At 73.3% G+C, this 25,507-nt stretch carries 24 protein-coding genes and 1 tRNA gene; 8 read left to right on the top strand and 17 right to left on the bottom strand.

The genetic code is table 11. The features are described 5' to 3' along the window. Nucleotides 1-48 precede the first annotated feature (48 nt). The 5 genes from G514_RS25370 to G514_RS25360 all read right to left on the bottom strand — a co-directional run bounded on the left by G514_RS25370 (nucleotide 49) and on the right by G514_RS25360 (nucleotide 7,630). Nucleotides 49-2,391 (bottom strand): ComEC/Rec2 family competence protein, encoded by a 2,343-nt coding sequence (locus G514_RS25370; protein ID WP_036563947.1) that lies wholly within the window; start codon nucleotides 2,389-2,391, stop codon nucleotides 49-51. Beyond that, entirely contained in the window at nucleotides 2,388-3,311 is a 924-nt protein-coding gene (locus tag G514_RS25365) for a ComEA family DNA-binding protein (RefSeq protein ID WP_051247025.1), read from the bottom strand. Before G514_RS25365 ends, G514_RS25370 begins: the two co-directional genes overlap by 4 nt. Nucleotides 3,312-3,421: 110 nt before the next feature. Further along, nucleotides 3,422-4,276, bottom strand: coding sequence for a DegV family protein (locus G514_RS0107050; protein ID WP_028651183.1), 855 nt, complete (start codon nucleotides 4,274-4,276; stop codon nucleotides 3,422-3,424). A 30-nt stretch (nucleotides 4,277-4,306) separates the two neighbouring features. Further along, a complete protein-coding gene (gene leuS, locus G514_RS0107045; RefSeq protein ID WP_028651182.1) occupies nucleotides 4,307-6,778 on the bottom strand; it encodes a leucine--tRNA ligase in 2,472 nt (823 codons plus the stop codon). Nucleotides 6,779-6,913: 135 nt separating this feature from the next. Continuing rightward, entirely contained in the window at nucleotides 6,914-7,630 is a 717-nt protein-coding gene (locus tag G514_RS25360; protein WP_084151846.1) for a TetR/AcrR family transcriptional regulator, read from the bottom strand. Nucleotides 7,631-7,826: 196 nt separating this feature from the next. On the opposite strand from G514_RS25360, the gene G514_RS0107035 reads away from it, so the two are divergent. The 3 genes from G514_RS0107035 to G514_RS0107025 all read left to right on the top strand — a co-directional run bounded on the left by G514_RS0107035 (nucleotide 7,827) and on the right by G514_RS0107025 (nucleotide 10,741). Beyond that, nucleotides 7,827-8,597 (top strand): SDR family NAD(P)-dependent oxidoreductase, encoded by a 771-nt coding sequence (locus G514_RS0107035; RefSeq protein WP_028651181.1) that lies wholly within the window; start codon nucleotides 7,827-7,829, stop codon nucleotides 8,595-8,597. Further along, entirely contained in the window at nucleotides 8,594-10,051 is a 1,458-nt protein-coding gene (locus G514_RS0107030) for a flavin-containing monooxygenase (RefSeq protein WP_028651180.1), read from the top strand. Before G514_RS0107035 ends, G514_RS0107030 begins: the two co-directional genes overlap by 4 nt. 108 nt (nucleotides 10,052-10,159) lie before the next feature. Then, the gene (locus G514_RS0107025) at nucleotides 10,160-10,741 is read left to right on the top strand and encodes a dienelactone hydrolase family protein (RefSeq protein ID WP_028651179.1); all 582 of its coding nucleotides are present in this window, start codon (nucleotides 10,160-10,162) and stop codon (nucleotides 10,739-10,741) included. A gap of 3 nt (nucleotides 10,742-10,744) precedes the next feature. On the opposite strand, the gene G514_RS0107020 is transcribed toward G514_RS0107025, so the two are convergent. Next, nucleotides 10,745-11,707 (bottom strand): helix-turn-helix transcriptional regulator, encoded by a 963-nt coding sequence (locus G514_RS0107020; protein WP_028651178.1) that lies wholly within the window; start codon nucleotides 11,705-11,707, stop codon nucleotides 10,745-10,747. Between the two features lie 61 nt (nucleotides 11,708-11,768). Here G514_RS0107020 and G514_RS0107015 point away from each other — a divergent pair, with 61 nt between their 5' ends. Together G514_RS0107015 and G514_RS29035 are read left to right on the top strand one after the other, a co-directional pair. Next, nucleotides 11,769-12,299, top strand: a complete 531-nt coding sequence (locus G514_RS0107015) for a DinB family protein (RefSeq protein WP_028651177.1) — start codon at nucleotides 11,769-11,771, stop codon at nucleotides 12,297-12,299. 121 nt (nucleotides 12,300-12,420) lie between these two features. Then, the gene (locus G514_RS29035) at nucleotides 12,421-14,433 is read left to right on the top strand and encodes an ATP-binding protein (RefSeq protein WP_028651176.1); all 2,013 of its coding nucleotides are present in this window, start codon (nucleotides 12,421-12,423) and stop codon (nucleotides 14,431-14,433) included. A 25-nt stretch (nucleotides 14,434-14,458) separates the two neighbouring features. Here G514_RS29035 and G514_RS25350 read toward each other — a convergent pair whose 3' ends face one another. The 7 genes from G514_RS25350 to G514_RS0106975 form a co-directional block, all read right to left on the bottom strand. Then, entirely contained in the window at nucleotides 14,459-15,109 is a 651-nt protein-coding gene (locus G514_RS25350) for a GAF and ANTAR domain-containing protein (protein ID WP_211222068.1), read from the bottom strand. A 296-nt stretch (nucleotides 15,110-15,405) separates the two neighbouring features. Next, nucleotides 15,406-15,478 (bottom strand) — tRNA-Ala (locus tag G514_RS0107000). 46 nt (nucleotides 15,479-15,524) lie between these two features. Further along, entirely contained in the window at nucleotides 15,525-16,178 is a 654-nt protein-coding gene (locus G514_RS25345) for a histidine phosphatase family protein (RefSeq protein ID WP_051247021.1), read from the bottom strand. Between the two features lie 5 nt (nucleotides 16,179-16,183). Then, entirely contained in the window at nucleotides 16,184-16,564 is a 381-nt protein-coding gene (gene rsfS, locus G514_RS0106990; RefSeq protein WP_028651175.1) for a ribosome silencing factor, read from the bottom strand. Continuing rightward, nucleotides 16,561-17,178 (bottom strand): nicotinate-nucleotide adenylyltransferase, encoded by a 618-nt coding sequence (gene nadD, locus G514_RS0106985; protein ID WP_036563945.1) that lies wholly within the window; start codon nucleotides 17,176-17,178, stop codon nucleotides 16,561-16,563. Before nadD ends, rsfS begins: the two co-directional genes overlap by 4 nt. A gap of 13 nt (nucleotides 17,179-17,191) precedes the next feature. Beyond that, the gene (locus G514_RS30175; RefSeq protein WP_157544640.1) at nucleotides 17,192-17,335 is read right to left on the bottom strand and encodes a hypothetical protein; all 144 of its coding nucleotides are present in this window, start codon (nucleotides 17,333-17,335) and stop codon (nucleotides 17,192-17,194) included. 41 nt (nucleotides 17,336-17,376) lie between these two features. Further along, nucleotides 17,377-18,624: a glutamate-5-semialdehyde dehydrogenase gene (locus G514_RS0106975; protein ID WP_028651173.1), complete on the bottom strand. Its 1,248-nt coding sequence runs from the start codon at nucleotides 18,622-18,624 to the stop codon at nucleotides 17,377-17,379. Nucleotides 18,625-18,656: 32 nt separating this feature from the next. Here G514_RS0106975 and G514_RS0106970 point away from each other — a divergent pair, with 32 nt between their 5' ends. Then, entirely contained in the window at nucleotides 18,657-19,406 is a 750-nt protein-coding gene (locus G514_RS0106970; protein ID WP_028651172.1) for a ZIP family metal transporter, read from the top strand. A gap of 1 nt (nucleotide 19,407) precedes the next feature. Beyond that, nucleotides 19,408-19,866: a DNA polymerase ligase N-terminal domain-containing protein gene (locus G514_RS25340; protein WP_051247019.1), complete on the top strand. Its 459-nt coding sequence runs from the start codon at nucleotides 19,408-19,410 to the stop codon at nucleotides 19,864-19,866. Between the two features lie 41 nt (nucleotides 19,867-19,907). Here the strand turns inward: G514_RS25340 and G514_RS0106960 are convergent, their stop codons facing one another. From G514_RS0106960 to G514_RS0106945, 4 genes are all read right to left on the bottom strand, one after another. Next, on the bottom strand, nucleotides 19,908-20,861 hold the full coding sequence (locus G514_RS0106960) for an electron transfer flavoprotein subunit alpha/FixB family protein (protein ID WP_028651171.1): 954 nt from the start codon (nucleotides 20,859-20,861) through the stop codon (nucleotides 19,908-19,910). A 33-nt stretch (nucleotides 20,862-20,894) separates the two neighbouring features. Then, complete coding sequence (locus G514_RS0106955; RefSeq protein WP_028651170.1) at nucleotides 20,895-21,695, bottom strand: electron transfer flavoprotein subunit beta/FixA family protein; 801 nt, start codon at nucleotides 21,693-21,695, stop codon at nucleotides 20,895-20,897. Nucleotides 21,696-21,818: 123 nt separating this feature from the next. Next, nucleotides 21,819-22,205: a hypothetical protein gene (locus G514_RS25335; RefSeq protein ID WP_245582128.1), complete on the bottom strand. Its 387-nt coding sequence runs from the start codon at nucleotides 22,203-22,205 to the stop codon at nucleotides 21,819-21,821. A 12-nt stretch (nucleotides 22,206-22,217) separates the two neighbouring features. Beyond that, the gene (locus tag G514_RS0106945; protein WP_036563972.1) at nucleotides 22,218-23,030 is read right to left on the bottom strand and encodes an enoyl-CoA hydratase/isomerase family protein; all 813 of its coding nucleotides are present in this window, start codon (nucleotides 23,028-23,030) and stop codon (nucleotides 22,218-22,220) included. A 41-nt stretch (nucleotides 23,031-23,071) separates the two neighbouring features. Between G514_RS0106945 and glgX the strand changes: the two genes are divergently transcribed. Next, the gene (gene glgX / locus G514_RS0106940) at nucleotides 23,072-25,234 is read left to right on the top strand and encodes a glycogen debranching protein GlgX (RefSeq protein ID WP_051247017.1); all 2,163 of its coding nucleotides are present in this window, start codon (nucleotides 23,072-23,074) and stop codon (nucleotides 25,232-25,234) included. The last annotated feature ends 273 nt before the right edge of the window (nucleotides 25,235-25,507 follow it).

The raw sequence follows: 25,507 nt of genomic DNA, 5'->3' as shown, positions 1-25,507 counted from the left end.
CAAATCTAGTGGTGTGTGCCGACAGCCCGCCGAGGGCCCCGCCTGCGCTCAGCGGCTGGTCGCGACGGCGGCGGCGCCGTCCTCGGCGACGACCGCGAGGTCGCCGTGCTGGTCGGTGCGGACGACGAGGGCGCCGCTCTCCTCGAGCGGCCGCAGCGCCGACCCGGCAGGGTGCCCGTAGTCGTTGTCGGCGCCCACCGAGACCAGCACGACCGAGGGCTGGAGGGAGAGCAGCCAGGCCTCGTCCTGGTGGGCGCTGCCGTGGTGGGGCATCTTGAGGACGTCGACGCGGAGCCCCGGCAGGAGCCGCGCCAGCTCGGCCTGGCCCTCGGGCTCGACGTCGCCGGTGAGCAGCAGCCGCAGCCCCGCGACCTGCACGAGCAGCACGACGCTCGCCTCGTTGGCCGTCGACCCGTCACCCGGGCCCGCGCTGGGTGGCCCCGGCGGAGGCCACAGCACCTGCATCGAGAGCGGTCCGACGCTGGAGGCCGCCGCGAACGTGGCCGGAGCAGGGGTCAGCCCGGCCCGGGCGGCCGCGTCGTCGACCTCCCGCACGCCGCCCGGCGGGTCGAGCAGCGTCGTGGTCTCGACCGCGCCGACCGGCCGTCGCGCCAGCACGCCCTCGACGCCGCCCACATGGTCGGCATGGAAGTGGGTGAGCACGAGCAGCGGCACGCTGTCGACGTCCAGCCGGTCGAGGCACCGGTCGACCGCCGCCGGGTCGGGGCCGGTGTCGACCACGACCGCGCGCCCGGACCCCGCGTTGAGCACCAGCGCGTCACCCTGGCCGACGTCGCACGCGACGAGCACCCAGCCCTCGGGTGGCCAGCCGAACGTCGGAGGCCGCACCAGGACGCCGAGGACCAGCAGGAGGGTGGCCGCGACGCCCGTCAGCGGTCGTCGCAGCAGCCACGGCCCGGCGAGGGCGACGACCACGGTGACAACGGTCAGCAGCGCGACCGCGGCCGGCCCGGTCCCCCACCCCACGGCGGCCGTCGGGAGCGCGGCTCCGTGCTCGGCCACGGCGACCAGCCACGCCACGCACCATGACGCGAGGGTCCCGCAGAGGCGCCCGAGCGGTGGCCACACCAGCGTCAGCAGGCCACCGGCCAGGCCCAGCACGGTCGCGGGCCCGACCACCGGGGCGACCAGCAGGTTGGCCGCGACCGCCACCAGGCTGACCTGCCCGGAGATCGCGGCGACCAGGGGCGTGCAGGCGAGCTGCGCGGCGGCGGGCACGGCGATCGCCTCCGCCACCCAGCGAGGGAGCCAGCGCGCGAGCGCGTCGCGCCACGCCGGCGCGAGCAGCAGGATGCCGCCGGTCTCGAGCGCGGACAGCGCGAACCCGGCCGAGACGGCCAGCGTCGGGTCGAGCAGCACCAGCACGACGACCGCAGCCCCGAGGCCGCGCAGGGCACGGTGCCGGCCGTCGGCGCCGAGCGCGACCAGGCCGATGGTGCCCATCACCGCGGCCCGCAGCACGCTCGGCTCGGTGCGGGCGATCAGGACGAAGCCGACGATCCCGGCCGCGGCCACCACGTGCAGCCACCGCCCGCGCACCCGGCACCAGCGCGCCACCGCCAGCAGGAACCCGACGAGCAGGGTGAGGTTGGTGCCGGAGACCGCGAGCAGGTGGGTCAGCCCCGTCGCGCGGAACGCGGCTTGCAGGGCCGGGTCGACCTGCGCGTCGTCGCCGTCGACGAGTGCCGGCACGAGGGCCCGCTGGTCGTCGGGACGGTGCGCGACCGAGTCGCGCAGCGCCTGGCGGACGGCGCCGGCAGCGCGCCACCACGGGCCGGGCGGCTCGAGGACGTCGACTTCGCCGCTCGGCCGGAGCAGGGCGACGAGGTCGCGGTCGTCGGCGGCGAGCAGGCGCCCGTGCACGCGCACGGTCGCACCGAGCGGCACCCGGCCCCCGTCGGCCTTGCCGAGCACCAGCACCGGCGCGACGAGCTCGAGCGTGCGCCCGCGACCCGCGACCTCGCGGAGATCGAGCCGCCAGACCACCCGGTCGCCGGCGAACGCCGGACCGCCGCTGACGACGTGGGGGTCGGAGGCGACCGTGCCGACCGCCGTGACGGCGGCGCCGTCGGCGGCCAGGGACGCCACCGGGTTGTGCGCGATGCGGTCGGCCCGGAGCGCGGCGACCGCGACCGCGGCGAGGGCCACGAGCACGAGGCCGGCCACCGCAGGCACCAGCCCGGGCGGCCGGCGTCGGGCGCGCGCCACGACGACCGCCACCACGACCGGACCCACCACCACCAGACCGACCACGACGCCGAGGAGCAGCGCGCCGGTCGCCAGCGTGCCAGCGACGGCGCCGAGCCAGGCGGCCGCGCCCAGCAGCGGCATGCGGAGGTCGAGGTCGCGGTGCGGGCCATCGTCGGTCACACCGTGACGTAGGGGGCCAGCTTGCCGAGCGTGACCTCGCCGATGCCGTCGATCTCGAGCAGCTCGTCCACCGAGCTGAACCCGCCGTGCTGGTCGCGCCACTGCAGGATCGACGCCGCGGTCACCGGCCCGACCTCGGGCAGGGTGTCGAGCTCCCCGGCGGTCGCGGTGTTGAGGTTGACCAGCGTGACCGGGCCGTCCGACGCGGCCGGTGGCGGCGCCCCGCCGGCGGCCGCTCCCGAGGACGGCGGCTCCCCCACCACCACCTGCTCGCCGTCGACGAGCACCCGGGCGAGGTTGAGGCCGGTCAGGTCGACGCCGGGCCGGGCACCGCCGGCGGCCTCGAGGGCGTCGACCACCCGCGCGCCCGCGTCGAGCACGGCGATGCCGGGGTGGCGCACCTTGCCCGCCACGTCGACGGTCACCGTGCCGGGAGCGGCGGCCGGCGTCGCCGCACCGGTGGGCGCCGCGGCGACGGGCTCGACCTCGGGCGGGGCCGACACCAGCGGCCGGGCCGGCGCCGCCGCCAGGGCCGGCGCCTCGTGGGCGGAGCCGCGCACCAGCCACCAGCAGGTGACCGCGAGCCCGACCGCGACCACGACCGCGACCACCGCGAGCTGGGCCGGCCCGAGGCCCGCCGGCCCCCGGGAGCGGGCGGCGTGCCGCCCGGGCGCGACCGGTGCCGGCACGTCGGTCGGCGGCGCAGTCCGGGGCCTCGACCGGGGCCTGGTGTGGTCGTCCCACCACGGGGCGGTCGTGAGGTCGGTGGCGGGCTGCGGCTCGGGCCGGGCCGGACGCACGCCGCCGGCCCACCGCTCGGCGGCGAGCTCGTCACCGAGCTGGTCACCGAGCTGGTCACCGAGCTGGGCCAGCCGGCGCGAGAGGGCCGCGTCGTGCTCGGCGGTTCGTCGCGTGCGCATGGGTCGAACCTAGGAAGATCCGGCGGCCGGCGTGGCGGGCGCCGGCGCGACCTGTGGACAGCCGACGCGCACGGGCCGCCTGTGGACAGCAGGCGGACGGCCGGCCGTGCCTACAGGAGCGGCGCCACGCAGACCGCGAGCATCCCCGGCCCGACGTGCGCGCCGAGCACGGCGCCGAGCTCTCCGCACCCGACCTCGCGGCCCTCGAGGTTGTCGGCCAGCCGGGTGGCCAGCTTCTCCTGCAGCTGCCCCGCACGGTCGGGGCTGGCGAGGTGCGCGACCGTGACCTCGACGGGGTCGCTGCCCGCGGCCTGCACCGCGAGCTCCTCCAGGCGCGCCAGCGCGCGGCCCGAGGTCCGCACCCGCTCCAGGGAGGCGACCCGCCCGTCCGAGATCTCCAGCAGCGGCTTCACGGCGAGCGCCCCGCCGACCAGGGCGGCGGCGGCTCCGATCCGGCCGCCGCGCCGGAGGTACTCCAGCGTGTCGACGTAGAACAGCGACCGGCTCCCCGCGGCCCGGGCCCGCGCGGCGTCGGCGGCCTCGGCCGCCGACCCGCCCCGGTCGACGACATCGGCGGCCGACAGGGCGGCGTACCCCGTCGCCACCCCGACCTGTCGGCTGTCCACGGGTACGACGGGCACGGGGGCGTCGCGCGCGGCGAGCTGGGCGGACTCGAAGGTCCCGCTCATCTCGGCCGACAGGTGCACCGACACGATCTCGGTCGCGCCGTTGCGGGCGCACTCCTCGTAGACCTCGAGCAGGGCCGCGGGCGTGGGCCGCGACGTGCTCACCGGCCGGAAGTCCTTGAGCGCCGCCGCCACCAGCTCGGGCGTCGCGCCGTCGGAGCCCTCGTCGTAGACGTGCGCACCGATCACGACCTGCAGCGGCACCACCACGATGCCCCGCTCGGCGGCCAGGTCGGGCGGAAGGCTGGCCGTCGAGTCGGTGACGACGACGACCGGCATGGACGCGAGGCTAACGGTTCGCGGACGCGGTCAGACGACGACGTTGACCAGCGACGGCTCGCGCACGATCACCCGGCGCACCTCGCGGCCCTCGATGGCACGGGCCACCGCGGGCTCGGCCAGCGCCAGCGCCTCCAGCTCGGACGCCGCGATGTCGGGGCTCACCTCCAGCCGCGCCTTGACCTTGCCCTGCACCTGGACCACCGCGGTCACCGACGACTCGACCAGCAGGTCGGGGTCGACGGACGGCCAGCTGGTGCGCGCCACCGTCGGCTCGTGGCCCAGCCGCGACCACATCTCCTCGGCGGTGTACGGCGCCACCAGCGACAGCATGATCGCGACCGCCTCGGCCGCCTCGCGCACGGCGGGGTCGGCCGGGCCGCAGCCGGAGTCGATGGCCTTGCGGGTGGCGTTCACCAGCTCCATGACGCGGGCGATCATCACGTTGAAGCGGAAGCCCTCGACCAGCTCGCCCGCCTCGTGCACGGCGTGCGCGGTGGCGCGCCGCAGCTCCACGTCGCCGCCGGAGGCGTCGGCGCCGACCGGCGACGTCACGTCGCCGCTCAGCCGCCACGCCCGCTGCAGGAACCGCACCGACCCGGTGGGCGACATGTCCGCCCAGTCGATGTCGTCCTCCGGCGGACCGGCGAAGACCAGCGTCAGTCGGACCGCGTCCACGCCGAAGGCCGCAAGTTGCTCCCCCAATCGCACGCCGTTGCCCTTGGACTTCGACATCTTGGCGCCCTCGTTGATGACGGTGCCCTGGTTGAGCTGCGCCGAGAACGGCTCGCGGAAGCCCACCAGACCCATGTCGTTGAGGACCATCGTGAAGAAGCGCGCGTACAGCAGGTGCAGCACCGCGTGCTCGACGCCGCCGATGTAGACGTCGCACGGCCCCCACGCGTTGACCAGGTCGGTGTCGAAGGCCCGGTCGGTCTCGTGCGGCGAGCAGTAGCGCAGGAAGTACCACGACGAGTCCACGAACGTGTCCATCGTGTCGCTGTCGCGCTTGGCCGGGCCACCGCACGACGGGCAGTCGACGTTGACCCAGTCCTCGGCCGCCGCCAGCGGCGAGACGCCGCGCGGGGTCAGGTCCGCGCCGCGCAGCTCGGGCAGCAGGACCGGCAGCTGGTCCTCGGGCACGGGCACCTCGCCGCACTTCGCGCAATGCACGATCGGGATCGGGGCGCCCCAGTAGCGCTGGCGCGACAGCAGCCAGTCGCGCAGCCGGAAGTTCACCGCGCCGGTGCCGGCCCTCTGCTGCTCCAGCCAGCCGATGATCGCCGTCTTGGCCTCGTCGACCTCCATGCCGTCCAGCGAGATCTCGTCGTTGGCGGAGTTGACCGCGGGGCCGGGGCCGACGTAGGCCTCGCCCTCCCAGTCCGCGGGCGGCTGCACCGTGCGGACGATCGGCAGGTCGAACTTCTGGGCGAACTCCCAGTCGCGCTGGTCCTGCGCCGGCACCGCCATGATCGCGCCCGTGCCGTAGTCGGGCAGCACGTAGTCGGCGGCCCAGATCGGGATCTGCTCGCCGTTGACGGGGTTGACGGCGTAGCGCCCCAGGAAGACGCCGGTCTTCGGACGCTCGGTCGACAGCCGCTCGATGTCGGAGGCCTTGCGGACCTCCTCCAGGTAGGCGTCGTACGCCGGACGCTGCTCGTCGGTGACCAGCTGCGCGGCCAGGTGCGCGTCGGCCGCCACGACCATGAACGTCGCGCCGAACAGCGTGTCCGGGCGCGTCGTGTAGACCGTCAGCGGCTCGCCGTCGACCACCTCGAAGGTGACGTGGGCGCCCTCGGAGCGGCCGATCCAGTTGCGCTGGGCGTTGATCACGCGGTCGGGCCAGGTCGGCGCCAGGACGTCCAGGTTGTCCAGCAGCTCCTGGGCGTACTCGGTGATCTTGAAGTACCACTGGGTCAGCTCGCGCTTGGTCACCTCCGCGCCGCAGCGCTCGCAGTGGCCGTCGATGACCTGCTCGTTGGCCAGCACGGTCTGGTCGACCGGGCACCAGTTGACCGGGCTCTCCTTGCGGTAGGCGAGCCCCCGCTCGCGGAACTTCAGGAACAGCCACTGGGTCCAGCGGTAGTACTCGGGGTCGGAGGTGTTGAGGGTCCGGCTCCAGTCGAAGCTGGTGCCGAACTTCTTGCACGACTCGGTCGAGATCGCGATGTTGGCGTAGGTGAACGTCGCCGGGTGCTCGTTGTCGCGGATCGCGGCGTTCTCGGCGTTCAGGCCGAAGGAGTCGAAGCCCATGGGGTTCAGGACCTCGTAGCCGCGCAGCCACCAGTAGCGCGCCGCCACGTCGTGCAGTGCGAACACCTCGGCATGACCCATGTGCAGGTCGCCGCTCGGGTAGGGGAACATCGTCAGCGCGTAGCGCTTCTCGCGCGGCGAGTCGTCGGCGGCGCGGAAGGGGTCGAGGTCGGCCCACACCTGCTGCCACTTCTGCTCGACCGATGCCGGGTCGTAGCGCTGGTCGTCGGCCTCGTCGGTGTCGCTCATCTCCAGGTCCTCATCACTAGAATCCCGCTCTTGTCTCGGGCACAAAAAAGCCCCTCGTAGGCGAGGGGCGGCCGCGTCGACTGGTGCTGGTCGGCGCGGCTAGGTAAGGAGCAGGGTCCTGCGCATGGGACCAGACTACCGGACGGGGTCGACCGACCTGCCGACCGGTGCGCCCGTCCGCCGGCCCGCCCGCCTGCCCCCGCGGGTGCCGGCGCGCGTGCCTGCCGCGCGCGGCAGCGGGCCGAGGGTCAGCGGCAACAGGACGTGCACCTGCTCGACGAGTCGCGAGACCGCGTCGGCGTTGCCGGTCACGTGGGCGAGCAGCGCGGCCTCGAACAGCCCGTCGAGCACGGCGTACGCCGCCGGCGCGTCCATCGCGACCTCGCGGTCGACGAGCACGGCGTAGCGGCTCACGACCTGCCAGATCATGTCCTGCAGTGCCGCGTCGATGTGGAGGACGGTCTCGCGGAGCCGGGCGTCGAACATGCTCTCGACCCGCAGGTCGTACCAGAGCCGGTGCATCGCCGTCTCCTCGAGCAGCGTCTCGACCAGCCTGGCCGCGAAGGCCTCGACCAGCGCCTCGGGCGTCGTGGACCGCTCGACCACCTCGTCGTAGCGGGTCACGCAGCGCTGCTTGTAGTGGGTGATGCTGTAGGCGACGAGCTCGAGCTTGTCGGCGAAGTAGTAGTGCAGGACCCCGTGGCTGTACGGCGAGTTGCTCGCGATCTCGCGCAGGCTGGTGCGCGCGTAGCCGAGCTCGCCCAGGGTCAGCAGCGCCGACTCGGCCAGCTCGTTGCGCCGCTCGTCGTACTTGTCGACCGGGGAGCGCCGAGTCCTGGAGGACGGGATCATCACGTCATGGTGACACGCGTCCAGACATTTCTGCCGCGTGTCAGGACGACCCTTGACAGGTGTCCAAACCAGGCGGGAACGTGGGAGTCCCCCCAGAAGAACGGCTCGGGACCTCGGCGGGTCGGGGCCGTGACCATCCCCCGGACGTCCCCGCCCCGCCGGTCCCGACGCCTACCCCGGGCCTACGATCGCGACCATGGCAGACCGTCCCGTCCTGGACCGATTCCGACTCGACGGCAAGGTCGCCGTCGTCACCGGCGCCTCGAGCGGGCTGGGCGTCGCATTCGCCCAAGCCCTCGCCGAGGCGGGCGCCGACGTCGCGCTGGGCGCGCGGCGCGTCGACCGGCTGGCGGAGACCGCGGCGCTCGTGGAGGGCGCCGGGCGCCGCGCCGTCACCCACGGCACCGACGTCGCCGACCCGCAGTCGTGCACGGACCTGGTCGCGCGGGCGATGGAGGAGCTCGGGCGCGTCGACGTGCTCGTCAACAACGCCGGGATCGGCACCGCCGTGCCGGCCACCCGCGAGACGCCGGAGCAGTTCCGGCAGGTCATCGACGTCAACCTCAACGGGTGCTACTGGATGGCCCAGGCCTGCGGGCGGGTCATGCAGCCGGGCTCCAGCATCATCAACATCAGCTCGGTGCTCGGCCTGACCACCGGCGGGCTCCCGCAGGCGGCGTACTCCTCGTCGAAGGCGGCACTGATCGGGCTCACCCGCGACCTGGCCCAGCAGTGGACCGGCCGCAAGGGCATCCGGGTCAACGCGATCGCACCGGGCTTCTTCGAGTCCGAGATGACCGAGCAGTACCCGCCGGGCTACCTCGAGGGGCAGCTGTCACGCATCCCGGTCGGCCGCAAGGGCGACCCGGCCGAGCTCGCGGCGGCCGTGGTCTTCCTCGCCTCCGACGCCGCGGGCTACGTCACCGGGCAGACGCTCGCGGTCGACGGCGGCATGACGATCACGTGAGCGGGCCTCGGGTCGTCGTCATCGGCGCCGGGTTCGGCGGGCTGGGCGCCGCTCGCGCGCTGCGCCAGCAGGGCATCGAGGACATCACGATCCTGGAGCGCGCCGGCGCGGTCGGCGGCGTGTGGCGCGACAACACCTACCCGGGCGCGGCCTGCGACGTGCCGTCGCCGCTCTACTCCTGGTCGTGGTCGCTGAACCCGGGGTGGACGCACCGGTACTCGGGCCAGGCCGAGATCCTCGCCTACCTCGAGCGGGCTGCGGGCGACGCCGGCCTGCTCGACCTCGTGCACACGGGGCAGGCGGTCGCGGAGGCGGCGTACGACGACGCGACCGCGACGTGGTCGGTGCGGACCACCGACGGGACGACCCACGAGGCCGACGTGGTGGTCTCGGCGGTCGGCCAGCTCTCCGACCCGGTGGTCCCCGGGCTGCCGGGCCGCGACACCTTCGCCGGCCCGGCGTTCCACTCGGCGCAGTGGCGCCACGACGTGCCGCTCGAAGGCGCCCGCGTCGCCGTGGTCGGCACCGGCGCGAGCGCGATCCAGTTCGTGCCGGCCATCGTGGACCGGGTCGGCTCGATGACGGTCTTCCAGCGGTCGGCGCCGTACGTCGTGCCCAAGCCGGACACGGAGTACCGCCCCTTCCACCACCGCACCTTCGACCGGTGGCCGGCGGTGATGCGGGGCGAGCGCGGGGCGACGTTCCACCTGACCGAGCTGCTCAACCGGGCGCTGGGCGGCGACTCGGTGCTGTCCACCCCGCTGCTGGCCACGATGCGCCAGGCGTGGCGGCTGCACCTGCGGCGCCAGGTCGCCGACCCCGCCCTGCGCCGCAGGCTCGAGCCCGACTACCCCATCGGCTGCAAGCGGATCCTGTTCAGCAACGACTGGTACCCCGCGCTCGCCCGCGACCACGTCGAGGTCGTCACGGAGCCGGTCGCCTCGGTGGAGCCGACCGGAGTGGTCACCGCGTCCGGTGCGCGGCACGACGCCGACGTGCTCATCTGGGGCACGGGCTTCGCGGCCACCGACTTCCTCCGGACGATTCGGGTCACCGGCCGCGAGGGCGCCGACCTGCACGACGTCTGGCGCGACGGCGCCTCGGCCTACCTCGGGATCGGCGTGCCCGGCTTCCCCAACCTGTTCTGCGTCTACGGGCCCAACACCAACCTCGGCGGCAGCTCGATCATCGGGATGATGGAGGCCCAGGCGGGCTGGATCGCGCAGGTGGTCCGGCGGGTCGCCGACGGCGGCGCCCGCACGGTCGAGGTCCGCCCGGAGGTGGCGCGGGCCTACGACCGGGAGATGCAGGACCGGCTCGGCGACAGCGTCTGGTCGGCCTGCGACAACTGGTACCGCGACGGCGGCAAGATCACGACCAACTGGCCGGGCCTGGTCGGCGAGTACCGCGACCGGCTGGCGCACGTCGACTGGTCGGCACTCGTCGCCTCCTGACCGCTGGGTGCGGTCAGGGCGCCGAAACGACCACGACCGTCTTGCCGCCGGCGCGGCCGGCGGGCATCCGGTCGTCGTTCGTCCGGAACCTGGCCTAGCGTCGCCCTCATGGCAGACGTACTCCTCTTCCACCACATCCAGGGCCTCACCCCCGGCGTCCTCGCGTTCGCCGACGAGCTGCGGGGGGCCGGCCACACCGTGCACACGCCGGACCTCTTCGACGGCCGGACGTTCGACTCGATCCCCGAGGGCGCGAAGTACGCGCACGGCGACGGCGCCCCCGACTTCGAGGCCCTCACCGACGCGGTCGCGGCCGACCTCCCCGCGGGGCTCGTCTACGCCGGGTTCTCGATGGGCGGCGCCCAGGCGCAGCGGCTGGCCCAGACCCGGCCGGGCGCGGCCGGGGCACTGCTGTTCGAGTCGTGCATCCCGCTCACCGGCGAGTGGGCCTTCGGCCCGTGGCCCGAGGGCGTGCCCGTGCAGGTCCACGGCAAGGACGACGACGAGTTCTTCGCGCACGAGGGAGACCTCGAGGCCGCCCGCGCGCTCGTCGCCGCGGTGCCGGACGCCGAGCTGTTCACCTACCCCGGACCCGAGCACCTCTTCTCCGACTCCTCGCTGGCGTCGTACGACGCCGAGGCGGCGGCTCTCATGAAGGAGCGGGTGCTGGAGTTCCTCGCGCGGGTCTGACCGTCACTGGCCGAGCGAGGCGAGCATCCGCTCGGCCACCTCGCGCACGGCGGTCCGGATCTCCGGGCCGCCCACGACACGGTAGGTCGCCGGCAGCTCGGCGATCTCGGTGGCGTACCAGTGCAGGTTCTCGGTGGTGCCGGTCAGGCGGGTCCGGTCGTCGTCGATCGCCTCGGTGCGGCCCATGCTGCGCCGGACCCACCGTCGCACCTCGTCGACCGGGGCGTCGATCTCGACCTCGACGGCGTACGGCCAGCCCTGCGACATCTGCTCCTCGAGGGCACGGAACGGGTCCAGCCCCTCGGGCGGCTCGAACGACTCGTCCTGCACCTCGACCGAGCGCACCCGGTCGACGCGGTACATCCGGCGGGCCTGCGCGGCGTGCGACCAGCCCAGGACGTACCAGCGGCCGTGCCGCACCACCACCGCCCACGGGTCGACCTGGAGCGTGCGCTCGCGGTGGGGGCCGAGCGCGTAGCCGATCCGGACCCGGCGCCGGTCGGCGCTGGCGCGCACCAGGGTGGCGGTGGTCTCGGGGTGCGGCGGGTCGGGGTCCGTACGCCGCGCGCTCACGTGCCGCAGCGCCTCGAGCGGGCGGGCGACGTTCTCGGGCAGGACGCGCACCATCTTGCCCACCGCACTGGCCACCGGGTCGTCGCCGTGCGTGCCGCCGTGCGCCTCCAGCACCGCCATCACGAGACCGAGCGCCTCGGTGGCGGTGAACATCAGCGGCGGGAGCCGCAGGCCGCGGCCGACCCGGTAGCCGCCGTACGGCCCCCGGACGGACTCGACCGGCACCCCGGCCTCGCGCAGGATCGCGACGTAGCGCCGGGCCGCTCGCTCGGAGACGCCGAGGCGGTCACCCAGCCGCTCGGCGGTGATGCCGGGGCTCCCCTGCAGCAGCTCGAGCGCCAGCAGGGTCCGGGCGGTCGGGCTGGAGTCCTCCAGGGCGAGCAGGTCGGGCATGCCGAGACGCTAGCGCAGGTACCGGCAGCAGAACGTCCGGAATGGCTCCTAGCCTCGCGCCATGACCACCTTCGCGGACATCCAGGTCGCCCTGCCCACCGCCGGCGACGAGACCCAGACCCTGCTCGGCGCGCTCGACCGCAACCGGCGCACGTTCGCGTGGAAGTGCCTCGGCCTCCCGGCCGAGGACCTGCGCCGCACGCTCGCGCCGTCGACGCTGACCCTCGGCGGGCTGGTGAAGCACATGGCGCTGGTGGAGGACCACCACTTCACCCTGCAGTTCGACGCCACGATGCCGGAGCCGTGGGCGTCGGTGGACTGGGACGCCGAGCCGGACTACCCGTGGACCTCCGCCGCCGACGACTCGTCCGAGGAGCTCGGCGCGCTCTGGAAGGCCGCCGTCGACCGGTCGCGCGACCTGCTCGCCCGCACCGGCCTCGACCAGCCCGCGAAGTACTCGGAGTGGGACGAGCTGCCCAACCTGCGCCGGGTGGTCGTCGACATGATCGAGGAGTACGCGCGACACACCGGGCACGCCGACCTGATCCGCGAGTCGATCGACGGCCTGGTCGGCGAGGACGCGCCTCGCTGAGCGACACCCCGCGGATCGGCACCGCCGCGCACCGCTCGTGACCTAGGGTCGACGGCAGGGGGAAGGACCGGTCCGCAACACGGCGGGGTGTGGGGGCACGCCAGACGAGCAAGGGGTAGGGGTGTCCAGGCCACCGCGCGCGGTCGTCGTTCTCGGCCTGCTCGTCCTCACGGCGGCGTTCGGCGTCGTCGCGGTCGCGGCCACCCCCGAGCACGGCCGGGGCATCGGCATCTGGCCCGTCGCCCTCGCCACCGCGACGCTCATGCTCACCCCGCGGCCGCGGGCCTGGACGTGGGTGGCGCTGCTGGCCCTGCTCGCGACCGCGACCATCTGGGTCGCCGGCCGTGAGCCCGGGGTCGCCGCCGGCCTGGGCGTGGGCCTCGCGGCCGAGGTCTGGGTGACGTGGCGGATCGCGTGCCGGGGCCGGCGCGAGCGCGCGCCGCTCGAGACCGTCGTCGACCTCGCGAGGTTCCTGAGCGCGGTCAGTGCCGGCGCGCTCACGATGGCCGCGGCGTCGATCGTGACCAGCGTCGTCACCGGCTGGGGCTCGCCGCTCCTGCTCGCGCTGACCACCGGCAGCTCCAGCCTGGCCGCACAGCTGACCCTGCTGCCGTTCTTCTGCCGCTTCCGCAACCACCCGCCGCTCGCCGGACCCGTCGAGCGGTGGGCGCAGTGGAGCGTGCTCGTCGCGGTGACGGTCGCGGTCTTCGTCCCCCAGGACTTCCCGTTCCTCGGGCTGCTCGTGCTGCCCGTCCTCGCGTGGGGCGCGCTGCGCAACGGCTCCTACGAGTCGATGGCGCAGATGGCGGTCGCGGTGGGCATCTCGCTGCCGCTCACGACGTTCGGCCACGGTCCGTTCGCGCGACCCGACCAGCGCTTCGACGTACCCGTCGACCTGCAGGGGATCATGCTGGCGACGTTCGGGGGCGTCTGCGCGCTGGTGGTGCTGGCGCTGCGGCTGACGGTCGGCGAGCAGCACGAGAACGCCCGCCAGGTGGTCGCCGAGCGCGACCGGATGCGCCACGTCGTCGACGGCATCGACAGCGTCGCGATCATCGGGGCCGAGCTCGACGGGACGATCACGCTCTTCAACCCCGGCGCGCAGCGCCTGCTCGGGTACGACGCCGAGGAGATGCTCGGCCGCACGACGCGCACGCTGCACTCCGAGCGCGGGGTGGCGGAGAAGGCGGCCGAGCTCGGTGTCGCCGCGGACTACTCGACGGTGGCCCAGACCCTGATCGGGCGCGGCCCGACCGCGATGGGCTTCGTCCGCAAGGACGGCGAGGAGCGCCGCCACTGGATGTCGCTCAACGAGGTGGTCGACGACCGCGGGCAGCGGATCGGCTACGTGAGCACGTCGGAGGACATCACCGAGCGGGCGCGGGCCGAGGCCCGCCTCGTCGAGGCGCTCGAGACCGAGCGGGAGGCGGTCGAGCGGCTGCGCGAGGTCGACCGGGTCAAGGACGCCTTCGTATCCAGCGTCTCCCACGAGCTGCGCACGCCGATCACGTCGATCCTGGGCTACACCGAGCTGCTCGAGCAGGGCGCGCTCGGCCCGCTGTCGGCCGAGCAGCTCGACGCCGTCGACCGCGTGAGCCGAAACTCCAACCGGCTGCTGACCCTGATCTCCGAGCTGCTCACCCTGTCGCGGGTGCAGTCGATGGACGGTCCGGTGGACGAGGAGGTCGTCGACCTCGCGCAGGTCGTGGCCGCCGCCCTCGCGGTCCTCTCCCCCATCGCGGCGCGGCGCGGCGTCGAGCTCACCGTCGACCTGCCCTCGGTGCCGGTGCCGGTCACCGGTGACCGCGAGATGCTCGAGCGGGTCGTGATCAACCTGACCGACAACGCCGTGAAGTTCACCCCCGACGGCGGCCACGTCTCCGTCGCGCTGACGTCGTCGTCGGGCCACGCCGTCCTCGAGGTCGTGGACACCGGCATCGGCGTCCCGGCAGCCGAGCAGCAGCGGCTCTTCGACCGGTTCTTCCGGTCCTCACTGGCGCAGCACCACGCGATCCCGGGCAGCGGTCTCGGCCTCTCGATCGCGCACAAGATCGTCGAGGACCACGGCGGCACGCTCGAGGTCGACTCCGAGGCCGGTCAGGGCTCGACGTTCCGGGTCCGCCTGCCCGCCTGAGGAGCCGTCGGCCGGGCGGTCCGGGCTAGGTCTCGGCCAGGAGCCGCTCCGCCACGACGCGGAGCTTGACCTCCTCCGTCGAGGAGAGACGGGTCAGGAACGCGAAGGCGCGGGCCTCGTCGAGGCCGTACCGCTCCATCACCACGCCGACGGCGCGCCCGATGAGCGACCTGGTCTCGATGGCCTCCTCGAGCTGGCTGATCTGGCGCGCGTACCCGAGCGCCATCGCGGACTGGTGCGCGAACAGCTGCTCGAGCGTGCCGAGGTCCTCGAACGCGCCCTCCCGGCGGGAGTAGAGGTTGAGGGCGCCGTTGGACCCGTGCGTGTCGAAGAGCCGGATCCCGGCCTGTGCCCTGATGCCGGCTCGCGCCGCGACCGGTGCGTAGCGAGGGAACCGGTCGTCGTCCGCGAGGTGGGGCGCGGCGACGTGCACGGTCTCCGTCGCGGCCTCGTAGCACGGCCCCTCCTGGAGGTCGTACTGGGCGGCGTCGACCTCGCAGAGCACGTCGTCGGTGGGTGCGAACGTCTCGAGCCGGCCGTCGGCGTGCTTGACCGTGATGCTGGCACTGTCGACGTCCGGCAGCACCTCCACCGCGGCCGCGGTGATGCGCTCCAGCGTCCGGTCGAGGTCACCGGGCTCCAGCGCCTCCGAGGCCCGACGGCTGGCCTCCAGCATCGCTGCGTCCTCCACGTCGCCCCTCCCGCTCGTCTCGGGCCTCTCGATCCTCCAAGACCGGCGGTCCGCCGCCGGCGGAGCCCCTCCCCACTGGGCTCGAGGGAAGGGCCCCTACCGGCTCACCGTCGTCCGGACTGTGTCGTGCCGGCAACGGGCGGGTACCCGCGGAGCGGCCGATGACACGCTCGTGCGGGCATGAGCTGCGCTCATGACGTGCGTCGGGTCGGCTCGGGCCATACACGACAGCACCCCCGGGGCCAGCGCTGCGCGCCGTCACCGGGGGTGCATGTCCTGAGTGGAGCTGAGGGGACTCGAACCCCTGACCCTCTGCATGCCATGCAGATGCGCTACCAGCTGCGCCACAGCCCCAAGGTGTTGCCCGAGGGTGGAAGCCCCGCGGACAACTCGCGGAATCTTAGCCAACGGCGGGGGCGGGGCCTAAATCGGGCGGCACCCTCGGGACCGGGACGGTGCGGTTGTAGGCGTGCAGCCGCCAGCGCTCGGCGGTGGTGCGCCGTCGGAGCACCGCCCAGCCGCAGTTGTCCATGCCATGCAGCGTGAGCGCCTCGTCGGAGTCCCAGCCGAGCAACGCCGCGACGCAGGTGCGGATCGCCGAGCCGTGGGAGACGACGAGGGCGACGCCGTCGGACGGCACGGTCGCCACCGCCTCGGAGACCGCCGCGACCATCCGGGCCGCGACCTCGGCCAGCTTCTCGGCCCCGGTCACGGCGTCCCAGTCGGCACGGATGAAGCGGGCGTACTCCTCGGGCGCCTCCGCCTCGAACTCGTGGTGGAACAGGCCCTCGCGCGGGCCGAGGGAGTACTCCCGCAGCCGCGGGTCGAAGGTGGGCGCCAGGCCACACGCCGCGGCGACGTACGACGCCGTCGAGCGGGCCCGGTCGGAGTCGGACGACCACAGCACGGCGGGCGACAGCGCGGCCAGCACCGGCGCCACGGCCTCGGCCTGCGCGTGCCCGAGCTCGTCGAGCTGGGAGTCGGCCTGGCCCTGGATGCGGCGGGCGGCGTTCCAGTCGGTCCGGCCGTGGCGCAGCAGCACCAGGTCAACCACGGGGGTCAGCCACGGTCGGAGGCGGTGACGTCCGCGGGGAGCGGGATCGTCGGGCAGTCGCGCCAGAGCCGCTCGAGGGCGTAGAACTGCCGCTCCTCCTCGTGCTGGACGTGGACCACGATCTCGCCGTAGTCGATCAGGACCCAGCGTCCGTCGCGCTCGCCCTCGCGCTGCACCGGCTTGGCGCCGATCTCGCGGAGCCTGTCCTCGACCTCGTCGACGATCGCCTTCACCTGCCGGTCGTTGGTGGCCGAGGCGAGGACGAACGCGTCGGTGATGGCGAGCTGGTCGCTCACGTCGAAGGCGATGATCTGCTGGGCGAGCTTGTCGGACGCCGCGCGGGCGGCGGCGACGACGAGCTCGACGGCACGGTCGGTGGCGGTCACGGGTGTTCAGGAGCTCCAGGGTCGGACGGGTAGAGGCCGTGCTTGGCGATGTACTGGACGACGCCGTCGGGGACGAGGTACCACACCGGCTCGCCCCGCTTGCTGCGGGCGCGGCACTCGGTGGAGGAGATGGCGAGCGCCGGGATCTCCACCATCGTGACGCGGTCGGACGGGATCGCGGCCAGGGTGGCGGGGTCCATCTCGTGGCCGGGCCGGGTGCAGCCCACGAACTGCGCCAGCGCGAACAGGTCCTCGGTCGAGCGCCACGTGAAGATGTCGGCGAGCGCGTCCGCGCCGGTGATGAAGTAGAGCTCCGCGTCGGGCATAGCCGCCTGCAGGTCCTTCAGCGTGTCGACGGTGTACGTCGGCCCGTCGCGGTCGATGTCGACGCGCGAGACGTTGAACCTCGGGTTGGACGCGGTCGCGATGACCGTCATGAGGTAGCGGTGCTCGGCCGTGGTGACCGCGCGGTCGGACTTCTGCCACGGGTCGCCGGTCGGCACGAAGACGACCTCGTCGAGGTCGAACCACGACTGCACCTCGGACGCCGCCACCAGGTGGCCGTGGTGGATGGGGTCGAAGGTCCCGCCCATCACTCCGACGCGGCGGGTCATCCCTTGCCCAGGATCAAGAGTGCTCGCGTCCGCCACCGAAGGCGACCAGGGCGCCCAGCAGCCCGAGCAGGATGAGCAGTGCAGCGCCCCCGACGCCGAAGCTGATGCGCTGGTCGACCTCGAGGGCCACGACCGCGAGGTTCTGGGCGAGGATCATGGCGCCAGCCTATCCAAGGACACCGACCGGTGACGCCGGGGTCAGCGCACGTGGCCGTCGCCGACGACGACGTACTTGGTCGAGGTCATCTCTGGGAGGCCCATCGGCCCCCGGGCGTGCAGCTTCTGCGTGCTGATCCCGATCTCCGCGCCGAAGCCGAACTCGCCGCCGTCGGTGAACCGCGTCGAGGCGTTGACCAGCACCGCCGCGGAGTCGACCTCGGCGACGAACCGCCGGGCAGCCGCCTGGTCCTCGGTCACGATCGCGTCGCTGTGCTTGCTCGACCAGCGGCGGATGTGGGCGATCGCCTCGTCGAGACCGGCCACGACGCGGGCGGAGATGTCGAGGGAGAGGTACTCCTCGCCCCAGTCGTCGTCGGTCGCCGCCACCACGCCGTCGTACGCCGCGAAGCGCTCGTCGCCGTGGACGGTGACACCGGCGCCCCGCAGAGCCTCGACCACGCGCGGCAGGAAGCGGTCGGCCACGGCGGCGTCCACCAGCAGCGACTCGGCGGCGTTGCACACGCTGGTGCGCTGGGTCTTGGCGTTGAGCACGATGGCCAGGGCCTTGTCGAGGTCGGCCGCCGCGTCGACGTGGACGTGGCAGTTGCCGACGCCGGTCTCGATGACGGGGACCGTCGACTCCTCGACGACCGACCGGATCAGCCCGGCCCCCCCGCGCGGGATCAGGACGTCGACCAGGCCACGTGCGCGCATCAGCGCCTTGACCGAGTCGTGGGAGTCGCCCGGCACGAGCTGGACGACGTCGGGGTCGAGCCCGGCGGACGCGGCCGCGTCGCGCAGCACCGCCACGACGGCGGCGTTGCTGGAGCGCGCGGACGACGAGCCGCGCAGGAGCACGGCGTTGCCGGACTTCAGGCAGATGCCGGCGGCGTCCGCGGTGACGTTGGGGCGGGCCTCGTAGATCATCCCGACCACGCCGAACGGCACCCGGACCTGACGCAGCTCGAGGCCGTTCGCGAGGGTGCTGCCGCGCACCACCTCCCCCACCGGGTCGGGCAGCGCGGCCACGTCGCGCAGGCCGCGCGCCATGTCCTCCAGCCGCTGCGGGGTCAGCCGGAGCCGGTCGACGATGTTGGCCGGCGTCCCGTCCGCCTCGGCCCGGGCGACGTCGTCGGCGTTCGCGTCGAGCACCTCGCTCCAGCGCGCGAGCAGGGCTGCTGCCATCGCGAGCAGCGCGGCGTCCTTCTGCGCCCGGGTCGCGAGCGCCAGGCCGTGACTCGCCTCGTGGGCGCGCCGCGCTGCGTCGAGGACGTCCTGGGTACTCACGCAGGCGAGGATAGGCCGGAGGAGGTCCGCCAGTGCCCGTGTACCTGCAGGCTGGACTGTGGGGCCTGGCCGCCGGCGCGATGCTGGTGGTGGGTGCCGCGATCGCGTGGTTCGTGCGCGTGCCGCGCGTCGTCGTCGCGGGGGTGATGGCCTTCGGGTCAGGCGTGCTCTTCTCCGCGCTGGCCTTCGACCTCGTCGACGAGGCGGAGCGCTCGGGCGGCCTCGTCGCCACCCTGGTCGGCCTGGTTGCCGGCGCGGCGGCGTACGTCGCGGCCAACGTCGCGCTCAGCCGGCGCGGAGCGGCCCGGCGCAAGAGCGACGGCGAGGAGCAGATGTCCGAGCAGGACCAGGCCGGCAGCGGCACCGCGATCGCCGTCGGCGCGCTGCTCGACGGGGTCCCGGAGTCGATCGTGCTGGGGCTCTCGCTGCTCGGGGGCGGCGGCGTCGGCGTGCCCGTCCTGGCCGCGATCGCGATCTCGAACCTGCCGGAGGGGCTCTCGAGCTCGGCCGGCATGAAGCGCAACGGACGCAGCGCGCGCTACGTCTTCGGCGTCTGGGGCGCCATCGCCGTGGCGAGCGGCCTCGCCGGGCTGCTGGGCTGCCTGGCGCTCGACGGCGCCTCCGACCCGACGGTCTCGGTGATCACCGCGATCGCCGCCGGCGCGATCCTGACCATGGTCGCCGACACGATGATCCCGGAGGCGGTGGCCCGGACCCAGCTCTGGACCGGGCTGATCACGACGCTCGGCTTCGTGACGGCGTTCGCGCTGACGAGGGCCTGAGGTGGACCCGCTGCGGTTCGTGGTCAACCGTCACCACGCGACCACCCTGCACTTCGACCTGCGGCTCGAGGTGGACGGCACGCTGCCCTCGTGGGCGGTGCCCAAGGGCCCCTCGCTCGACCCCGCGGCCAAGCGGCTCGCGGTCGAGGTCGACGACCACGGGATGGAGCACCTCGACTTCGAGGACGAGCGCAAGGTCGTCTGGGACACCGGCCTCTACGTCCCGGCCGAGGACCCCGGCCCGGCGCTGGACGGAGGTCACCTGCGGTTCGTGCTGGGCGGGCAGAGGCTGCGCGGCGCCTTCGCCCTGACCCGCACCCGGATGGGCGGCAACCCGCGCAACTGGATCCTGGTCAAGATCGACGACGAGTACGCCGTCGCCGGTCACCAGTGGACGACGGGCGACCTGGGTTCGGTGCTGACCGACCGCCGGCTCGAGGCCGACGGGACCGGTGGTTGAGGGAGGCGGCCTGCGCCCTCCTCAACCACCGACCGGGCAGGTCACCCCTTGCGCTGGTTGACGGCCTCGGTGGCCGCAGGGAGCACGGTCTTCAGGTCGCCGACGACGCCGAAGTCGACGAGCTCGAAGATCGGGGCCTCCTCGTCCTTGTTGACCGCGACGATCGTCTTGGAGGTCTGCATGCCGGCGCGGTGCTGGATCGCACCGGAGATGCCGGCCGCGACGTAGAGCTGCGGCGACACGGTCTTGCCGGTCTGGCCGACCTGGAAGGCGTGGCCGATCCAGCCCGAGTCGACGGCGGCGCGGGAGGCGCCGACGGCACCGCCCAGCGCGTCGGCGAACTCCTCGATCGGGGCGAAGTCGCCACCCGTGCCACGGCCTCCGGAGACCACGATCGCGGCCTCGTTGAGATCGGGGCGGCCCGACGCCTTCCGCGGCTGGGAGGCCACGATCTGGGCGCCCTTCGCGGCGTCGGAGACCTCGGCGGTGAACTCCTCGACGGTGCCCGCACCCTCCGACTCCTCGGGGGTGGCGGAGTTGGGCTTGACCGTGATGATCGGCGTGCCCTTGGTGACCTTCGCGGTCACCGTGTAGCTCCCGGCGAACACGCTCTGCGTGGTGACCGGGCCCTCCTGGACGTCGACCGCGTCGGTGATCAGGCCCGACCCGAGCTTGATCGCGAGGCGGCCGGCGATCTCCTTGCCCTCGATGGTGGAGGGGATCAGGATCGCGCTCGCAGAGGTCTTCTCCGCGAGTTGTTGGAGCGCCTCGGCCTTCGGGGCGACGAGGTAGCCCTTGATCTGGGCGTCGTCGACGACGTAGACCTTCTCGGCGCCGTACTTCTTGACCTTGTCGACGACGTCGGAGGCCTTGGCGCCGTCGCCGATGAAGACGGCCGAGGGCTCGCCGAGCCGCTTGGCGATGGTGAGCAGCTCGTAGGTCGGCTTGCGGACCGCACCGTCGAGGTGGTCGACGAGGACGAGTACTTCAGACATGGGTTCTCACGGCTCCGTATCGGGGGAGGTGGCTCAGATGAACTTCTTGGAGGCGAGGAACTCGGTCAGCGCGGTGGCGCCGGACCCGTCCTCGTCCTTGACGATCTCGCCCTGGCTGCGCGGCGGGCGGGCGGTGGTCTCCTCGACCTCGGTCCAGGCCACCGACAGCCCGACGTCGCCTGCGTCGACGCCGAGGTCGCTCAGCGACCAGGTGTCGAGCGGCTTCTTCTTGGCGGCCATGATCCCCTTGAACGACGGGTAGCGGGCCTCGCCGGACTGGTCGGTCACCGACAGCACCAGCGGCATGGACGCGCCGATGACCTCGGTCGCGGTGTCGCCGTCGCGCTTGATGCGGACCTGGTCGCCCTGCGACTCGATCACCGAGGCCATCGTGACCTGCGGCCAGGAGAGGCGCTCGGCCAGCATGGCCGGCACGACGCTCATCGCGGCGTCGGTCGAGGCCATGCCGCAGAGCACGATGTCGACCTTGCTCTCGGCGCCGGCCTTCTCGACGGCCTTCGCGAGCACGAGCGAGGTGCCGATCGCGTCGGAGCCGGCGATGGCGTCGTCCACGACGTGGATGCCCTTGTCGGCACCCATCTGGAGCGCCTTGCGCACCGCGTCGACGGCCTTCTCCGGCCCGACGCACAGCGCGGTCACCTCGACCTCGCTGTCGCCCGCCTTCTCCTTCAGCTGGAGGGCCTGCTCGACGGCGTACTCGTCGAGCTCGGACAGGAGCCCGTCGACCCCCACGCGGTCGACGGTGTTGTCGTCCTCGAACTTGCGGTCGGCGGTGGCATCGGGCACGTGCTTGACACAGACGATGATGTTCATGGTGCTTCGGAGGTTACCGCCGTGTCACACGCAGTTACACCGAGGCCCGGCGAGGCCTTCCTCACACCAGAACTGTCACGGTCGGCCGTGACCCACCGGCGTCCGACCGGGGTCCGACCGGCGTCAGGGACGGATGACCCGGTCGAGGATCCGGCCCACGAACAGCCACGCCGCGGCGCCGAGGCCCCAGTTGAACAGCGCGTTCTTGGTGTCGGCGTCGGCGCCGGAGAACTGCTTGACGCCGTTGTCGCGCGAGAAGATCCCGAGGTCGACCCGGTCGGCGCCCTCGAGCACGAACGTCACCAGGTCGTTGCCCTGGTTGGCGTCGAGGGCGACCAGCAGCGCCCCCACCGCGAGGAACAGCGCGGCGACCAGGAACAGCAGCCAGATCACCTGCGAGAGCACCGTCCGCACCCGGGCGACGGTCGTGGCGCCGCGGCCGGGGGCACCCGACCTGCCCGAGGCCTCCGCACCCGAGTCGACCCCGGCGCCCGTGCCGCGTCCGAACATCCCGCTCCCCCGTCAGCGACCCTCGAAAGTGGCCTTGCCCGGCCCCTGCTCGACGAAGGATTGCATACCGGCGGTGCGGTCGTCAGTGGCGAACAGGCCCGCGAACGCCGCCCGCTCGAGCTCCAGACCGGTGTCGAGGTCGGCCTCGAGCCCGCGGTCGATCGCCTCCTTGGCGGCCCGCAGGGCGAGGGCGGCGGCGCCGGAGAACTGCGCCGCCCAGGCGACCGCCTCGTCGTACACGCTGCGCTCGGCGTCCTTGGGCACGACCCTGTCGACCAGCCCCATCGCGAGCGCCTCGTCGGCCTTGACGAACCGGCCGGTGTAGATGAGGTCCTTGGCGCGGCTCGGCCCGACGAGCCGGCTGAGCCGCTGGGTGCCGCCCGCGCCCGGGATGATCCCGAGCAGCACCTCGGGCTGGCCGAGCTGGGCGTCCTCGGCCGCGAATCGCACGTCGGCCGCCAGCGCGAGCTCGCACCCGCCGCCGAGCGCGTAGCCGGTGATCGCGGCGACGACCGGCTTCGGGATGCGCGCCACGGCGGTCACCGCCGACTGCACCGAGCTGCCGAGCCTGACCATGTCGGCGTACGACAGCCCCGCCATCTCCTTGACGTCGTTGCCGGCCGCGAAGACCCGCTCGCCGCCGTAGAGCACCACCGCTCGGACGTCGTCTCGCTCGGTCGCCTCGGCCGCCACCTCGCGCAGCTCGGCCTGCACCTGGAAGCTGATGGCGTTCATCTTCGGCCGGTCCAGCCGGATCGTGCCGACGCCGTCCGCGACCTCGAGGTCGACGAACTCCCTGCTGCCCTGACCGGCGATCTCACCCATGACCTGCATCATGCCGCTCGCGCTCTGCATAGGGTGACCGGGTGCCTGGACTGTGGCGGACGCGCGGCGAGGTGGCGCCCATCTGGCCCGGCTCGCACCACCAGCTCGGCTCGACCTGGTCGGAGGAGTCCACCAACTTCGCGGTCTGGGCCCCGGAGGCCACCGCTGCCTACCTCTGCCTGGTCGACGACGACGGCACCGAGACCCGGCACCGGCTGACCGAGCGCACGCTCGGCATCTGGCACGGCGCGGTGCCCGGCATCGAGCCCGGCCAGCGCTATGGCTACCGCGTCGCCGGGCCGTGGGCGCCGCAGCAGGGCCTGCGGTTCAACCCCCAGAAGCTCCTGCTCGACCCCTACGCGCGCGCGGTCAGCGGGCGGCTGGTCGAGGACCCGGCGATCTTCGGCTACACCGTCGGCGCCCCGCAGACCCGGGACGCCCTCGACTCCGCGGGCAAGGTGCCGCTCAGCGTGGTGGTCGACGACCGCTTCGACTGGGGAGCGGACCGCCCGGCGCGCCGCCGGTGGCGCGACACCGTGATCTACGAGCTGCACGTCAAGGGGATGACCGCGCTCCACGACCGTGTGCCCGAGGAGCTGCGCGGCACCTACGCCGGGCTCGCCAGCCGGCCGGTGACCGACTACCTGACCGACCTCGGTGTCACCGCGGTCGAGCTGCTGCCGATCCACCAGTTCGTCACCGAGCCCGAGGTCGCGGCGCGCGGGCTCGCCAACTACTGGGGCTACAACTCCATCGGGTTCTTCGCCCCCCACGCGGCGTACTCCTCGAGTGGCGACCGCGGCGAGCAGGTGACCGAGTTCAAGGCGATGGTGAAGGCCTTCCACGACGCCGGGCTCGAGATCATCCTCGACGTGGTCTACAACCACACGGCGGAGGCCGGCGTCACCGGGCCGACGCTGAGCTTCCGGGGGCTCGACGACAAGATCTACCACCGCGTCGCCCCCGAGCCGGGCGACGGCGGCCCCCCGAGCCTCGACTACCACGACACCTACTGGGACGTGACGGGGTGCGGCAACACGGTCGACGCGAGCCACCCCTTCGCGCTCCGGATGATCCTCGACTCGCTGCGCTACTGGGTGACCGAGATGCACGTGGACGGCTTCCGCTTCGACCTGCTCTCGGCGCTGACCCGCACCCGCCAGCGGCTCGACATGCACAGCGACCTGCTGGTCGCCATCGGCCAGGACCCGGTGCTGCGGCAGGTCAAGCTGATCGCCGAGCCCTGGGACGCGTCGATCGACGGCTACCGGGTCGGGGAGTTCCCGCCGCCGTGGATCGAGTGGAACGACCAGTTCCGCGACGAGATCCGCGACTTCTGGAACGGCCGCAGCTCCGGCATCCGCTCGGTGGCCACCCGGCTGGCCGGGTCGTCCGACCTCTACGCCGACGACGGCCGCTCGCCGTACGCCTCGGTGAACTTCGTGACCGCCCACGACGGCTTCACCGTGCGCGACCTCGTCAGCTACGACCGCAAGCACAACGAGGCGAACGGCGAGGACAACCGCGACGGCACCGACAACAACCGCTCCTGGAACCACGGCGTCGAGGGCGAGACCGACGACGAGGTCATCGTCGCGCTCCGTCGCCGCCAGGCCGCGAACCTGATGGCGACGCTGTGCCTGTCCAACGGCGTCCCGATGATCACCGCCGGCGACGAGCGCGGCCGCACCCAGCGCGGCAACAACAACGCCTACTGCCAGGACAATGAGATCTCCTGGGTCGACTGGCGCGCCGACGACGCCTGGCTCGACGTCTACGAGGTCACCAAGGCCGCGCTGCGCCTGCGTCGCGAGCACCCCGCCCTGCGGCAGCGCCACTTCTTCGAGGGCCGCCCGACGATCCGCGGCGGCCCGAAGGACCTTGCCTGGCTGCACCCGTCCGGCCGCGAGATGACCGGCGACGACTGGCACGACCCGACCCTGACCCTGCTCGGCATGTTCGTCTCCGGCGACCCCCTCCGCTCCCCCGGCCCCCGCGGCGAGCAGCAGGTCGACCGGTCCTTCGCCATGTTCTTCAACTCCGGCGACCGCTCGGTCCACGTCGAGCTCCCGGTCAACGACTGGGTCCACGCCGGCGAGGTCGTCCTCTCGACCGACCCCCTGCTCCCCCTCGGCACCCCCGTCAAGACCGGCGACCGCCTCCGCCTCGGCGAGCGCAGCGTGGTCGTCCTGCGCGAGGCCTGACCGCCGGCCCGCCGGCTGGCGGAGGACGAGTCCTTGCGTGGGTGCGGCAACCCGATTGCCGAGTGTCTGCGCTCCACGGTGGCTGAGGTGCGAGGAGCGCCAGCGACGAGCCTCGAAGCCCCCGCAACGAAGGCACCCGCTTGCTTCGGGTGCGGCAACCCGATAGCCGAGTGTCTGACCCTCGCCGGGGCTGTCAATCCTGGGTGCCTTCGCTGCGGTTCGGTGGGCGGGTTGACAGCCCCGGCGAGGGTCAAAGGCTTGGCTGGCTATCGG

It is taken from the genome of Nocardioides halotolerans DSM 19273, from assembly GCF_000422805.1.
Lineage (GTDB): Bacteria > Actinomycetota > Actinomycetes > Propionibacteriales > Nocardioidaceae > Nocardioides > Nocardioides halotolerans.
The sequence above is the reverse complement of the archived record's forward strand: the minus strand, read 5'-3'. Positions and strand labels throughout refer to the sequence as shown.